This is a genomic window from Rhodococcus sp. B10, from assembly GCF_011770055.1.
In the GTDB taxonomy this organism is placed as follows: Bacteria; Actinomycetota; Actinomycetes; order Mycobacteriales; family Mycobacteriaceae; genus Rhodococcoides; species Rhodococcoides kyotonensis_B.
This window is the reverse complement of sequence record NZ_JAAFYV010000006.1, coordinates 119,070-133,774: the sequence shown is the minus strand read 5'-3', so window position 1 is coordinate 133,774 and position 14,705 is coordinate 119,070. Positions and strand designations below refer to the sequence as shown.

Sequence of the window (14,705 nt, the reverse complement as noted above, 5' to 3'; positions counted from 1 at the left end):
CGAATGTACAGCCCTCTGTACATTCGCGCGCACGGGGCCGTCAGGCCGCCCGGCGAATCCGGCGCACGTGCTCGTACACGGCAGGCTCGGCGCCGCTGTACAACGCGAGATCGACCGCGTCGAGCATCGCCTGATGCGGCCCACTACGGCCCAATTGCTTTGCGCTGACCGACAAGCGGATCAGGCCGTCACGTCGCGCGGTGCGGCCGGCCCCGATGACGAGGGCGCGGCACCACCACGGTTCGGTCTTGAACCCCTCGCCGATGCCGAGAACACGCCCGCGCTGCACGGCCCCGGTCTCGAGGTCGTGGATTGCGCTCACACCGGCGATCATGCGGAACCCGGCGTCGGGCAACGCGGCCACAGCTCCGGGCGAGGCAACCCACCGCGGCGGAGCGAAGACACGCGTGCGCAGTCCGATCTCTTCCATGACGCGATCGGCGGCCATCAGACGCAACCGCGCCTCGTGACGCGGCAGCGCCGCGAACTCCGCTCGCCGACGCTTCGTCGCAGCCTGGTCGTAGCCGTGCAGCACGATGGCATCACCCCGGTCGCGACGGCTGCGCAGCCAATCCTGCGTCAGCTCGTCCTGCGTCAGACGGTATTTGTCCTTCAGTCGTGGTGCGACGAGAAGCGACATCGCGACACCGCGTTTGTCGAGTTCCTGCGCGAACTCGACGACGTTCTCGCAGGTGTCGTCCCTGATTCCGCTCACCGACACGATCAGTCGTCCAGACATGGCTCGAGCCTCGCACACCAGGGTGAACGAGGCTCGACAATCGCGTGGCGACAGGCTAAACGGCGATCGTTTCCTTCGGCAGGATCTTGTCGATCGCGGCCAGCACCTCGGGCGCATCGGGTTCGGTGCGAGGACGGAAACGGTTGGTGACGACGCCGTCGGGCGAGATCAGGAACTTCTCGAAGTTCCACTGGATGTCGCCCGCTTCACCGTCGGCGTCGGCAGTCTTGGTGAGCTCGGCGTACAGCGGGTGCCGGTTCTCGCCGTTGACCTCGATCTTCTCCATCATCGGGAAGGTGACGCCATAGGTGGTGGAGCAGAAACTTTCGATCTCCTCGGCGGTGCCGGGCTCCTGGCCGCCGAACTGGTTGCACGGCACGCCGATGACCGTGAGTCCCTTCGACGAGTACTCGGAGGCCAGCTTCTCGAGGGTGGAGTACTGGGGGGTCAGGCCGCACTTCGACGCGACGTTGACCACGAGGACTGCTCTTCCTGCATATTCATCGAGCGAGGTGGGCGCTCCGCCCAACGTGTTGATGCCGATGTTCTGGACTTCAGTCATGCCCCGAACCTACCTGTGCGTTACCGCAAAAGGAGAACGACCCCGCTTGTAAGCGAGGTCGTTCTCCTGTTCTACCGAACCGGGCGCCGGGGGGATTCGGCAGCACCCGGCAGCTCTCACGCCTTCGCAGGCTCCTTCTGGAGGGACGGACGGTCGTCCTCGGGCAGATGGTCGTCGACCATCGTTGCCTCGTCGAACGGCAGGCCGCCGTCGAGGACGGTCTTGACGCGGGAGGCGTCGACGGTCTTGGTCCAGGTGCCGATGAGCAGGGTCGCGACGGCGTTTCCGGAGAAGTTCGTGACCGCGCGGGCCTCGGACATGAACCGGTCGATGCCGACGATGAGGCCGACGCCGTCGAGCAGCTCGGGGCGGTGGCTCTGCAGGCCGCCTGCCAGCGTGGCCAGACCGGCACCGGAGACTCCGGCCGCACCCTTCGACGCGATGATCATGAACAGCAGCAGCGAGAACTGCTCCGGGATCGACAGCGGCATGTTCATGGCGTCGGCGATGAAGATCGACGCCATCGTCAGGTAGATCGCCGTGCCGTCGAGGTTGAACGAGTAGCCGGTCGGAACCACGATGCCCACGGTGGTGCGCTCGACGCCGACGTGCTCCATCTTGGCAATCAGACGCGGCAGAGCCGACTCGGACGACGACGTCGCAACGATCAGCAGGTATTCGCGAGCCAGGTACTTGACCAGCTTGAAGATCGAGAAGCCGGAGACGAAGCGCAGGATAAGGCCGAGGAACCCGAACACGAAGATGAAGCACGTGATGTAGAAGGCGAGCATGAGCGTGCCGAGCTGGATGACCGCGTCGAATCCGGTCTTGCCGACGACGCCGGCGATGGCTCCGAAAGCACCGATCGGGGCGACCCACAGGATCATCGTCAGGACACGGAAGACCAGCTTCTGCACCGCGCCGATGCCCTTGAGAATGCCTTCGCCCGACTTGCCCATGGCCTGCAGCGCGAAGCCGACGAGGATGGCGACGAACAGGGTCTGCAGCACACTGCCCGACGTGAGCGACGACAGCAGCGTCTCCGGAATGATGCCTGCGATGAAGTCCATCGTGCCGCCGGCCTCGTGCGCAGCGTTCGCGTACTGGTCACCGGAACCGCTGCTGGGGATATCGAGGCCGGTACCCGGCTGAATCAGGTTCCCGACGACCATGCCGACCGCGAGGGCGATCGTGGACATCGCGATGAAGTAACCGAGGGCGAGGCCACCGACCTTGCCGACGCTGGCCGCGGCACGCACCGATCCGATGCCGAGGACGATCGTGCAGAAGATGACCGGGCTGATCATCATCTTGATCAAGCTGACGAACAGAGTTCCGAGAACTGCGAGCTCGACCGCGAAGTCCTTCGCAGTCAGGCCGACGATGACGCCGCCGACGACGGCGATGATCACCGCGATGTAGAGCCAATGCGTCTTGTCGCGCTTCTTCTTGGGTTCGGGAACCGGGTTGCGGCTTCCGTCAGCATCGATGCTGGTAGTCATGGGTATGTCCTTTGTGACTAATGGAGTGAGTTGGATCACGCCTTGCTAGAGGACGATGGTGGTCGAAGCCGTGACCGATGTCACGAATACGTTCATTCTGTTCACAGATTCGAGTTACGAAAGAAGGCACCGCACGTGGCCAAGCGCCCGACGAGCGTCGCAGGGCAGGTTCTGGTCCTGCAATTGGTCGTCATGGCCGTCGTCGTTCTCGCGGGCGGCGTGCTGACGGTCGTCCACGAGCGCTCGAACAGCGACGACGCGACCCGGCGCGAGGTCGTCGCGATCGCCGCGAGCATCGCGAACGAGCCGTCGACGGCGGAGGCCATAGTGTCGAACGACCCGACCGGCCGATTGCAGCCCGAGACCGAGAAGATCCGCGGCGTCACCGGCGTGGACTTCATCGTCGTCATGGCGCCGGACCGCACGCGGTTCACGCACACCACCGTCGACCTGATCGGCAAACCGTTCAGCGGGAACATCGACCGAGCGCTGCAGGGCGAGACGTTCACCGAGACCTACGTGGGTTCGCTCGGCCCGTCGATCCGGGCGGTGACGCCGGTGACCGACTCCGCGGGCACGATCGTCGGACTGGTGTCGGCCGGAGTCACACGAGCCAAGATCAGCGACCAGTTCTTCCAGGGCCTACCGCTGATCGTCGGGGTCGTCGTCGCTGCGTTCGTCGTCGCGACTGTCGGGTCCGTTCTGCTCGCGAGAAGGTTACGACGCCAGACCCTCGGGCTCGCTCCCGACGAACTGCGCTCGATGTACGAGCATCACGACGCCGTGCTGCACTCGATCAGCGAGGGCCTCGTCGTGTTCGGCCGCAAGAACAGCGCAGAGATCGTCAACGACGAGGCGCGACGGCTCCTCGATCTTCCCGACGGCCCGGTCCACCGAACCGATCTCCCGGAATCGTTGCAACAGATGAAGTCCGGAACCGTGCACGGCGAGCTCCACGTCACCGACAACCGGATACTCGTCGTCAACCAGGACCCCGTGATGTGGGAAGGTCATCGTCTCGGAGACGTCCTGACCGTCCGAGATCGCACCGAACTGCAGGGCGTCATGGGTGAGCTCGACTCGGTGCGCAGTTTCGCGGAGTCGTTGCGCTCGCAGGCGCACGAGTCGGCGAACCGCCTGCACACCGTCATCACGATGGTCGAACTCGGGCGGCCGCAGGAAGCCGTCGAATTCGCGACGGCCGATCTCGAACTCTCGCAGCATCTGATCGACCGGCTGATGACGGCAGTGAGCGAACCCGCCCTCGCGGCGTTACTCCTCGGCAAGGTGAGCCAAGCCGCCGAGCAGGGCGTGGAGCTGTCGATCACCGAGGACACGGCGCTCGATCACGCGGGTTCGGTGACGCCTCGCGAATTGGTCACGCTGGTGGGCAATCTGATAGACAATGCAATCGATGCGTCGAAGGAAGCCGAACAACCGTGGGTCGAAGTGACCGTGCGCGATTCGGCGTCCGAACTACTCGTGCGAGTCTCCGACAGCGGGCCGGGAATGCCCGCCGACGTTCTCGAAAGAGCGCTGACGCGAGGCTATTCCACCAAGTCCGGGTCGCGCGGTCTCGGCCTCGCGCTCGTTACCCAGGTCGTGCGTCGCTATCACGGCGCGCTGACGTCCGAAATCACGTACGGGTCGGTGCTGACGGCGCGTATTCCACTGGACCGGCCCGCATGATCCGGGTGCTGATCGTCGAGGACGAGGTTCTGATTGCCGAGGCACACAAGAACTACGTCGAACGCGTGCCCGGGTTCACCGTCGTCGGCATGGCGCATACCGGACAGGCAGCTTTGAAAGCCGCCACCGAGGCCGAGGAGCCCGTCGACCTCGTGCTCCTGGACATCGGCTTGCCCGATTCCAACGGCATCGACGTCGCCGCCGCTCTGGGTGGTCTGCGGCCGAGCCCCGACGTCATCGCGATCACGTCGGAGCGAGATCTGTCCGTGGTGCGATCGGCCGTCGCGCACGGCGTCGTGCTGTATCTACTGAAGCCGTTCACGTTCGCGGCGTTTCGCGACAAGCTCGAACGCTATCGCGAGTTCCACGACGCGTTGCCCGCGGGTGAGAACGCGGCGAGCCAGCGCGACATCGACCGCGCGATGTCCCGTCTCCGCACGGCCGACGAGCGGGCGTCGTCACCGAAAGGCATCGCGCCACAGACGATGGACGGCGTCACCGCCATCGTCCGTGACGCGCCGGGCGGCTTGAACGCGTCCGAGGCCGCCAAGCTCGTCGGCGTCTCGCGCGTCACGGCGTGGCGCTATCTCGAACGCCTCGCCGACGACGGCCTCGTCACGCGCAACACAGAATACGGCCGCGCCGGACGCCCGCAGGTGCGGTACGTCTGGCGGTAGGCGGCTTCGCCGCACGTGCACGAAAATACATAGAGGGCTATGCGTTTCTATGCACGTGCGCCGGAGGCGCTTACGATCCAGGCGTACTCGAACGCCGCTTCCTTCCACTTCTCGTAACGCCCGCTGACGCCGCCGTGACCCGCGCTCATCTCGGTCTTCAGTAGCAGCTCCGAGTCACCGGTCTTCGTCGCGCGCAGCGCCGCAACCCATTTCGCCGGCTCGACGTACAGCACACGAGTGTCGTTGATCGACGTGATCGCGAGAATCGACGGGTAGTCCTTGGCTTCGACGTTCTCGTAGGGGCTGTACGACTTCATGTACTCGTACACCTCCTTGTCCGCCAACGGATTTCCCCACTCGTCCCATTCGATGACCGTCAGCGGCAGCGACGGGTCGAGGATCGACGTCAGCGGATCGACGAACGGCACGTTCGCCAGGATGCCGTTGAACAACTCGGGAGCGAGGTTGGCGACGGCACCCATCAGCAGTCCTCCCGCGCTCCCGCCGTCGGCGACCAGATGTTCCGGCGACGTACGTCCGGTGGAGATCAAATGCTGTGCCGCGGAGACGAAATCGGTGAACGTGTTCTTCTTCGTCAGCGTCTTGCCGTTGTCGTACCAGTGCCGGCCCATCTCGCCGCCGCCTCGGACATGCGCGACGACGAACACGATGCCGCGGTCCAGTAGCGACAGCCGCGCCACCGAGAACGCCGGATCCATCGACGCCTCGTACGAGCCGTAGCCGTACAGCAGCGTCGGCGCGGGGCCGTCGGGCACGTCCTTGCGGCGCACGATCGACAGCGGTATCCGCGTGCCGTCCGACGCGACCGCCCAATCCCGTTGCTGCACATAGTTCGACGCGTCGAAGTCACCGAGTACTGGCTGCGACTTGCGGAGCAACAGCTCCTTTGTCGACAAGTCGTAGTCGTACACCTGTCCGGGCGTGATGAACGACGTGTACGCCAATCGCAGCAGAGGCTGCGTCCATTCCGGGTTCGATCCCGATCCGACGGCGTAGAGCTCCTCGTCGAATTCGAGCTCGTGGTACGTGCCGTAGCCGGTGGAGTCGAGCGGCCAGACAGCCAGACGCGTCAGCGCTTCCCGGCGGTAACCGAGTACGAGATGATCGGCGTAGGCGTCGACGTCCTCGAGCCGGACGTCGGCGCGGTGCGCAACGAGCGTCGTCTGCTGCGTCGGGTCGTCGACGGGTGCGTCGGCGAGGATGAAGTTCTCGGCTTTGGCTCCGTCGGTGCCCCACCCGTTCACGGATCCGTTGTGCAGGACGAGGAATCGATCCTCGCCCTTCACGACGGCGTGCTCGATGCTGTACTCGACGCCGTCGACGCGCGGGAGCACGACGCGGAATTCACCCTCGGGGTCGTCGGATTCGAGGACGAGGCATTCGGACGTGATCTTCGAGCCGACCCAGATCATCAGGTACTTCTCGCTGCGCGTCGATCCGAAGCCGACCCAATAGCTTTCGTCCGGCTCGTGGAAGACCGTGACGTCCTCGTCGGTCGACGTCCCGAGCTTGTGACGCCACACCGTGTCGGGTCGCCACGACTCGTCGACGGTCTGATAGAAGACGAAGCTGTGGTCGAACGACCAGGTCGCGCCGGGTGCCGTCTTCTCGATGACGTCGGGCAGCATCTCGCCGGTACGAAGGTCCTTGAACCGCATCGTGTAGCGCTCGTCGCCTTCGACGTCCACCGAGTAGGCCAGTAGATTGCCGTCGCGGCTGATGGAGAATGCGCCGAGTGCGAAGAACGAGTGGCCTTCGGCTTCGACGTTGGCGTCGAGCAGGACCTGCTCACCGGGAACGTCGTCTCGCAAGGAGGGCGGCGTCCAGTCCTCGGGAGAGTCGACGGGACAACGGCATTGGAGGCCGTAGGACTTGCCCTCCTGCGTGCGGGAGTAGTACCACCAGTCCCCCATGCGCGTCGGCACGGACAGGTCGGTCTCCTGGGTACGTGACTTGATCTCGTCGAAGATCGCCTCGCGCAACGGTTCCAGACCGGCGGTCTGCTGCTCGGTGTACGCATTTTCGGCTTCGAGGTAGGCGATCACTTCCGGATCGTCCTTGTCGCGCAACCATTCGTAGTTGTCGACGAATGTGTCGCCGTGGTGCGTCCGCTCGTGCGGAACCTTCTTGGCGACGGGAGGAACGAGTGTCACGGGTGTACCCAATCGTCGAAGTTCAGGCCCGAGATGCGTTCGTAGGCCTCGATGTACCGTGCGCGGGTCGACGCGACGACGTCGTCCGGCAGGGCCGGAGGCGGAGTGTCGCCGTGGCGGTCCCATCCGGACTCACCCGTCAGCCAGTCGCGGACGAACTGCTTGTCGAAGCTCGGCTGCACCTTGCCCTCCTCGTAACCGTCGGCGGGCCAGTAACGTGAAGAGTCCGGAGTCAGAACCTCGTCGGCAAGAACGAGATTGCGGTCCGCGTCGAGACCGAACTCGAACTTGGTGTCCGCGAGAATAACGCCGCGGTCCAGTGCGAAATTCGCTGCACGCGTGTAGATCTCGAGGGTGTCCTCACGCAGCTTGAACGCGAGTTCTTCACCGACCTTGTCGACGACGGCCGCGAAGTCCACGTTCTCGTCGTGCTCACCGAGGGCAGCCTTCGCCGCCGGGGTGAAGATCGGTTCGTCGAGCTTGCTCGACTCGACGAGCCCTGCGGGAAGCTCGACGCCACACACCGCGCCGGTGCGCTGGTAGTCCGACAGTCCCGATCCGGTCAGATATCCACGGGCGACGCATTCGATCGGCACCATCTCGAGCCGCTTGACGACGAGAGCCCGTCCGAGAAGTTCCTGCGGGATGCGTTCGTCGCGAGGGTCCCCGGCAAGATGGTTGACGCCACCCAACTCCTCGAAGAAGAACACGCTCATTGCCGTCAGGACGCGGCCCTTGTCCGGGATGGGTGTCTCGAGAACGTGGTCGTAGGCCGAGATTCGATCGCTCGCGACGAGGAGAAGATGGTCGTCGTCGATGACGTAGAGATCGCGAACCTTACCCCCGGCGAGGTGTTCATAGCTGCTGAGTTGTGGACGCACGAGACCAACCCTATCTGGGTGTGCTCGCACGGTCTGCCCGTGTCGAGGAACAATGGTTGGTGATGGCAACGAACCAAGAAGTGCCCGATGTCGGTTTCCGGTCCGAGCGAGGGCCGATTCTGATCGCCCTGATGCTCAGCACGTCACTCGTCGCGCTCGACTCGACGATCATCGCGACGGCGGTGCTGACGATCGTCGGCGATCTCGGTGGGTTCGGTCAGTTCCCGTGGCTGTTCTCGATCTACCTGCTGGCCCAGGCCGTGTCCGTCCCGATCTACGGCAAGCTGGCCGACCTGTTCGGGCGAAAAAAGGTCATGCTGTGGGGCATCGGGGTGTTCCTTCTCGGATCGATCCTGTGCGGCCTCGCGTGGTCGATGCCCGCCCTCATCGCGTTCCGCGCCGTGCAGGGACTCGGCGCAGGCGCGGTGCAGCCGATGTCCGTGACGATCGCGGGTGACATCTACACGTTGCAGGAACGCGCCAAGGCACAGGGCTACTTGGCCAGCGTCTGGGCGATGAGCGCGGTCCTGGGGCCCGCACTCGGCGGAGTCTTCTCCGAGTTCCTGTCCTGGAGGTGGATCTTCTTCGTCAACATTCCGCTGTGTCTGTTGGCGGGGTGGGTGTTGATCCGGCGCTTCCACGAGGGCGCACTCGACAGAACGAAGCCGAAGATCGACTACGCGGGTGCCGCCCTGCTGACGATCGGCGCCGCCGCGGTGTTGCTCGGCCTCCTCGAAGGCGGCCAGTCGTGGGCGTGGGCGTCGCCGATCAGCATTTCCATCTTCGTCGGTGGCGTCGTCGCGCTGGCTCTGTTCACGTGGCAGCAGACGCGCGCCGCCGAGCCGATCCTGCCGCTCTGGGTCTTCACGCGTCGCGTACTCGTCGTCAGCAGCCTCATCTCGCTGCTGGTGGGTGCCATCGTGCTGGGTCTGACCTCGTACGTTCCGACGTTCGTCCAAGGCGTCCTCGGTACCGGTGCCATCGTGGCGGGTTTCGCAGTGGCGACGCTGACGCTGGGATGGCCGATCGCAGCGTCGCTGTCGGGCAAGTTCTATCTACGCTTCGGGTTTCGCGCGACGGCCATGACGGGTGGAACGATCGCGGTCGTCGGCGCAGGTGCGACCACGCTGGTCGGCTCCGATTCCCCGATCTGGATGATCGCGGCGGTCTGCTTCGTCGTCGGCCTCGGCATGGGTCTCATCGCCAGCCCGACGCTCATCGCCGCCCAGACGAGCGTCGAATGGGAAGAGCGTGGTGTTGCTACGTCGACGAACATGTTCGCGCGTTCGATCGGAAGTGCCGTCGGAGTCGCGGTGTTCGGTGCCGTCGTGAATTCGCGAGTATCGGGCGAGCCGGATCCGGTGCAGCTGTCCGACGCCGTTCATCTGGTCTTCGTGGGTGTCTTCGTGACGGCGGTCGTCATGCTCGCCGCGGCGGCGCTGATGCCCAAGTCGGCTGCCACCCGTGAGTGAAAATGTATGACCTGCTAAACATTCGCACGCACGTGCGACGAAGTCGCCTACAGCCCCACCCGCTCCAGCATCGCGTCGAATTCCTCGCTCGCCTCGGCCTGACTACGGCCCGCGGTCAGCGCGCCGTTGTACACGGCCAACGCCTCCTCCTGATACTTCTTGTACTTCTCGAGCCACTGTTCGGAATTCACGCGCCAGTAGCCGATGATCTCGAATTGCCGCACGGGATAACCGAGTTCCTTGCGGAAGTACTTGCGCACGACGCGTGACGACGACGCCTCGCCCGCGAACCAGACGTAGCCTTCGCCGTCGGGGAGGGCGTAGTCACGGACGGCGCCCTCGAGCACGCTCGCGCAATCGCCGTTGCCGGAACCGATCCGCCAGTCGTACGTGACGTCGCCCTTGGTCTCGAACTCCTGGATGTCGCCGCGTTCGAGCACCTCGACGATGGCGTGCGCCTTCGCCCCACTGGGCAGTTCCTCGACGATCCGACCCAGCGCGGGCAGTCCCGTCATGTCGGCCACGAGCAACTGCCACTCCGCGGTCTCGGGGAGGTCGTACCAGCAGCGGGGGCGCGTCCACAGCACGACCTGACCGACGGTGGCATTCAACGCCCACGTGGCTGCGACGCCTCCCTCGTGTGCAACGAAGTCGATCACGAGAGTGCCTGTCGCCGAATCGATTCGACGCACCGTGTAGTTGCGGCCGTCGGGCACGGGTTCGACGTCGTGGTACCACCATTGACCGTCGACCTCGGTCATCGCAGGTGGGCGGTCCTCACCGTCTCGCGGGAAGAAGATGGTGACGCATTCGTCGGGCTTGCCGTTGGAGACGTACTGCGCGACGTCGTCGCCGCCGAACGTCACCCGGACCATGTGCGTGGTCAACTGCTCGACCGCGACCACTTCGGCGAAGTAGTAACCCTTGCCCGTCATCGAACCTCGTCTTCGCTAGATCTGCGCGTGTGCATGGTTAGCCTACGCTCACTATCGATGCTCGGTACACGAGCCACGGTCGCGCCGGCATACAGACCCGCCACCAACGCCGTGACAGCCGCGCGACCCTGGTCGTCCTCGAAGAACACGATCTCCCGTACCGGACGACTCTCGACGACGTCGACCACCACAGTGAGGGAATAGTCGCCCGCGACGATCGTCGGCAGTTCCGTCACGTCCGCTTCGACCAGTACGTCGTCGAGGACGTGTTCCGTGCCGACGTGACCCAGCACGCGTTCGACGTCGCCGCGACGGAGCCGGTCGACCAGCACATCCGGCATGCCCGAGTGATCGAGGAGCACGATGCTTGCGCCCAGCCGTTCCAGCGCACAGAACGCGACGGCGAAGTCGACGGCACCGGCTACCAGGACACCCACTCGAGTTCCGTGGTCGACGCCCGAGCGGTGCAGACAGGCGGCGAGATAGTGAGCCGAGTCCGACAACGAGCCGTAGTCGACGGCGTTGCCGTCGGCGATCAGAGCGACGACGTCGTCCGGTGCGTCGTCGAGACACTGTGTCAGCGAGCGACGAACGGCCGTCGTCGGTGCACCGCCGGGATCGTTCACTCCTCGTCCTCACACTCGATGAGCCGCTGTCGACGCATCCGAGTGTGACACATAGGAAAGGCAACCTTAACTTCCCGGCGTCATCGCGACGCTCGCGAACGCCATCGAGGTTGAAGCTTGGAGCGTATAGTCGAGGTGTTGCATTTCGCACCGACCTGTCACGACGCATTCGAGGATCCACCCCAGTGTCCACTCCCCTGCCGCCGGTCGACGAGGTCGAGTCCTTTCTCGCCACCTGTTCCGAAATCGAATCGATCACGTTGCGCGACAGGATCTTTGCGACCGATCCCGTGCCCGTCCACGACATGGCAGTGCGCCTTCGTGTCGCCCCGGAACACGCTGTTCGGATCGAACACCGCTCACGCACCCGGGCATTCGACGCGCTTCGACGGCTCCCGAGCCTGCGAGCGCTCGGGGACCGCATCCTCGAGGTCGCCCGTCCCGTCGCCTCCCTGTCTCGCGTCGCCAGCGCGATTCCCGACACGACCCGCACGATTCCCTCACTGCGTATCCCGTTGTGGTCGTTGATCTCTCAGATGGACGAGCGCTTGTCCGTCGAATCCGGCTGGGTCTTCTCACCCACGCGCGACGCCGCCCGCGACGAACTCTCCGCCGTCGTCGCCCGCAACTCGACGATCGACGGCATCACGCCTCTCCGCGCCGTCGCCGAGCACTTGGGTATGCCCGCAGCGGAATTGGAGGACTTCGCAGCCGGGTACCGCGTGCTCGACGGCCATCTCGTCCCGCTCGACCTGCCGGTCGCCGGTCAGCTGGCGTCGATCCTGGCGTCGACGGGCACGCCGACGTCCATGCCGGACCTGATGGACCGTATGCAACCGACACGGTCGGCCTCCAGTGTCCGCAACGCCCTCGTGACCGATGCACGATTCGCCAAGACCGACCGCACCCTGTGGGCGCTGACACGCTGGGGTATTCCGCCGTACGTACCCATCCACCGCCAGATCGCGAGCATCGTCGACGACCGCGGCAGCATCGAGATCGACCGCCTCGTCGCGGAGATCACGGGTTCGTACGACGTCAAGGAACAGAGCATCCGAACCTATGCGTCCACAGGCGATTTCGTGACCGAGAACGAGATCGTCACCCGGCGTCGACATTCCTACAAGCCGCGCAAATCGCCGTCGAAAACCAAACACCTGTACCGCGGTCACGGCGTCGTGCGATGGCGTACCACCGTCACGGCAATCCATCGCAAAGGATCGGCGTTCAATCTGCCGTCGGCACTCGCGGCACTGCTGAACGTCGGGCCCGGCACGCCCCGTTCCTTCGACTCTCGGCTCGGTAGTCAGTCGGTCATGTGGGTGTCGGTGCAGGCCCGATCGGGGACGATCAAGCGTTTCGTCGACGATCTGGATCTCACCGAGGGCGAGGAGATCTTCCTCGAGTTCGGCGACGACGGGACCTTCGACGTCGTCAGAGCCGACCTGCCCCATACCGATCCGGCAACCCGAATTCTCGGTCTGATCGGCCGCCGCGCCCGTGACGCCGCCGACGACTCGACGGTTCTCGCCGCGGTCGCCGACGCCGTGTGGCTTCCGAACGACGCGACGCGCGACGAGGTGATGTCGATCTTGTCCTCGCGCAAGGAATTCGAGCTGCGGGGTGCGGTCGAACACCTACCCATCAGCCACGCGTAGCGAATTCCACCACCGTCGATCCCCAACCGAGCGAGCCGAATCGCGGCTCTCCGTAACCACTCTCGGAGACCAGCGCCCGAAGTTCGCTTTCGGTACGTCGGCCTGTGCCGTGCAGACACAGCTGCAGCAGATCGCTTTCGGTGTCGTGATCGTCGGTCGTCGCCGGATCCAGCAGGTCGGTGATGACGACGACCCGCATCGCCGACGCGCCGATCGCGCGTAGCAGCACCTGCGCGTCGGCGTCGGGATGCAGGTCGAGAACGTCGACGACGATGGCCAGATCCACTCGGTCACCCAGGACGGTGAACTCGCTGGCGTCGATACGGACGACGCCGTCGCGACGGGCCTCGGACACGTCGGCGTAGTTTCGCGCATTCATCGCGGGCAGTCCGACCAGGCTGATGCGCAGGTCGGGCCGTAGCCGCGCGAGCGTGTCGGCGTAGACCCCTGCACCTTCACCGTAGATCGCGACGACCTCGACCCCGTCGAAGTCGACGGCATCCGGCAAGGCCGGCGCACGGTACACGGCGCCGAATGCTGCCTCCTCGTGGAAGTCGTCGAGAAAGCCCGGCTCGCGCTGCTTGTCGGCGAAACCGTGCCCGACGGCGGCCGATCCCGTGCGCACCGACTCGAGCAATCCGAGAAACGCCATGTCGAGGCGGGTGTGGATCTTGTCGAAGTGCAATGCCTGGCTCAGGAACGTGTCCTGATCCGCGAGAACGGCACCCGTGTCCGTCAACGCGTACCGACCGTTGTCGACGGTCATCAACCCCATCACCGCGAGGTGCCGGAGCAACTTCGCCGTCGCGCGTTCGTCGGTGGAACATTCGGCAGCGATCGCCTCCGCAGAGTCCGCACCTGCGTCTACCGCAGCGAACACACCGACGGTCACGGCAGTGCGAAGCGCAAGCGGCGGAAGCAGTTCCGACATCTCGTGTACGGCGTCCGCCGGATCGGATTCCACCGCGAGCGGTTCGCGATACCGCCAGTACCCGGCGATCTCGACGAACTGCTTGTCGATCTCGCGATCCTGCTTGGCCCAGCGTCGCAACGGCTTGATCGTCGACGCCTCCCCGGCAACCCACAGATACGGCTGACCGGGCCGCCACTGCGCGCCCTGCACGGTCTCGACGAGGCGCGACCGACCGTCGGCATCCGACCGGTACAACCACGTGATGTCCACGTCCGCAGCAGACTTCAGCTCCTGCCGGTGCGACGGCTCGGCAACCTCGACGACGACGGTCGCCGGCATGTCGGCAGGAAGTTCTTCCAGACAGTGCGCGATGGCCGGCAATGCCGTCTCGTCCCCGGCCACGAGCATCCAGTCCGCACCGATGGGCAACGACGACGAATGCTTCGGTCCCGCAACGAGAATTTTCTCCCCCGGCTGGACGCTGTACGCCCAGTCCGATGCAAGACCTCCCTTGTGCGCGGCGAAGTCGACGACCAGTTCACCTGCCGCCTCGTCGAACCGGCGAACCGTGTAGGTGCGGCTGTACTGGAACGACCCGGCAGGCCAGTCGACGGTTCCGTTGTCGAGGTTGCGCGGAACCTCGAAAGGCAATGCACCCGTGGAAGGGTCGACCGGCAGGAGCTTGATGTCGTCGTCGAACCCGTTGCTCCGCACCGGAGGAAGCTCGACACCGTCTCGCACATGGCGATCCAACGACGGACCTCCGAGAACGACGCGACGCATCCCGGGCGTGACGTCCTCCACCGTCAGAACATCGAACTCTCGCATGCAGATCGGAAAGATCTCGACCTCGCGTACGGTCCCCGCCATCGAACTT

12 protein-coding genes are annotated in these 14,705 nt (G+C 65.0%); 4 read left to right on the top strand and 8 right to left on the bottom strand.

All coding sequences use genetic code 11. From position 1 onward, the window contains the following. Positions 1-40: 40 nt before the first annotated feature. From RhoFasB10_RS06205 to RhoFasB10_RS06195, 3 genes are all read right to left on the bottom strand, one after another. Positions 41-739: a DUF2334 domain-containing protein gene (locus tag RhoFasB10_RS06205; protein ID WP_068424955.1), complete on the bottom strand. Its 699-nt coding sequence runs from the start codon at positions 737-739 to the stop codon at positions 41-43. Between the two features lie 55 nt (positions 740-794). Continuing rightward, the gene (locus RhoFasB10_RS06200; protein WP_068424957.1) at positions 795-1,301 is read right to left on the bottom strand and encodes a glutathione peroxidase; all 507 of its coding nucleotides are present in this window, start codon (positions 1,299-1,301) and stop codon (positions 795-797) included. 116 nt (positions 1,302-1,417) lie between these two features. After that, on the bottom strand, positions 1,418-2,803 hold the full coding sequence (locus RhoFasB10_RS06195) for a cation:dicarboxylase symporter family transporter (protein WP_068424959.1): 1,386 nt from the start codon (positions 2,801-2,803) through the stop codon (positions 1,418-1,420). A gap of 192 nt (positions 2,804-2,995) precedes the next feature. Between RhoFasB10_RS06195 and RhoFasB10_RS06190 the strand changes: the two genes are divergently transcribed. After that, entirely contained in the window at positions 2,996-4,492 is a 1,497-nt protein-coding gene (locus tag RhoFasB10_RS06190; RefSeq protein WP_167675658.1) for a sensor histidine kinase, read from the top strand. Continuing rightward, positions 4,489-5,169: a response regulator gene (locus RhoFasB10_RS06185; protein ID WP_068424965.1), complete on the top strand. Its 681-nt coding sequence runs from the start codon at positions 4,489-4,491 to the stop codon at positions 5,167-5,169. The genes RhoFasB10_RS06190 and RhoFasB10_RS06185 overlap by 4 nt, the downstream gene beginning before the upstream one ends. A gap of 47 nt (positions 5,170-5,216) precedes the next feature. Here RhoFasB10_RS06185 and RhoFasB10_RS06180 read toward each other — a convergent pair whose 3' ends face one another. Together RhoFasB10_RS06180 and RhoFasB10_RS06175 are read right to left on the bottom strand one after the other, a co-directional pair. Then, a complete protein-coding gene (locus RhoFasB10_RS06180) occupies positions 5,217-7,343 on the bottom strand; it encodes a S9 family peptidase (protein WP_068424967.1) in 2,127 nt (708 codons plus the stop codon). Then, on the bottom strand, positions 7,340-8,224 hold the full coding sequence (locus RhoFasB10_RS06175; RefSeq protein ID WP_167675610.1) for a phosphoribosylaminoimidazolesuccinocarboxamide synthase: 885 nt from the start codon (positions 8,222-8,224) through the stop codon (positions 7,340-7,342). Before RhoFasB10_RS06175 ends, RhoFasB10_RS06180 begins: the two co-directional genes overlap by 4 nt. 62 nt (positions 8,225-8,286) lie before the next feature. Here RhoFasB10_RS06175 and RhoFasB10_RS06170 point away from each other — a divergent pair, with 62 nt between their 5' ends. Then, a complete protein-coding gene (locus RhoFasB10_RS06170) occupies positions 8,287-9,696 on the top strand; it encodes an MDR family MFS transporter (RefSeq protein WP_068424973.1) in 1,410 nt (469 codons plus the stop codon). Between the two features lie 47 nt (positions 9,697-9,743). On the opposite strand, the gene RhoFasB10_RS06165 is transcribed toward RhoFasB10_RS06170, so the two are convergent. Then, positions 9,744-10,631, bottom strand: a complete 888-nt coding sequence (locus tag RhoFasB10_RS06165; protein ID WP_068424976.1) for a siderophore-interacting protein — start codon at positions 10,629-10,631, stop codon at positions 9,744-9,746. Beyond that, the gene (locus RhoFasB10_RS06160) at positions 10,628-11,257 is read right to left on the bottom strand and encodes an AMP-binding protein (RefSeq protein WP_068424978.1); all 630 of its coding nucleotides are present in this window, start codon (positions 11,255-11,257) and stop codon (positions 10,628-10,630) included. Before RhoFasB10_RS06160 ends, RhoFasB10_RS06165 begins: the two co-directional genes overlap by 4 nt. Before the next feature lie 185 nt (positions 11,258-11,442). On the opposite strand from RhoFasB10_RS06160, the gene RhoFasB10_RS06155 reads away from it, so the two are divergent. Beyond that, on the top strand, positions 11,443-12,915 hold the full coding sequence (locus RhoFasB10_RS06155) for a hypothetical protein (RefSeq protein ID WP_167675608.1): 1,473 nt from the start codon (positions 11,443-11,445) through the stop codon (positions 12,913-12,915). On the opposite strand, the gene RhoFasB10_RS06150 is transcribed toward RhoFasB10_RS06155, so the two are convergent. Beyond that, entirely contained in the window at positions 12,902-14,698 is a 1,797-nt protein-coding gene (locus RhoFasB10_RS06150; RefSeq protein WP_167675606.1) for a siderophore-interacting protein, read from the bottom strand. The two genes, RhoFasB10_RS06155 and RhoFasB10_RS06150, sit on opposite strands and share 14 nt — an antisense overlap. Positions 14,699-14,705: the final 7 nt, after the last annotated feature.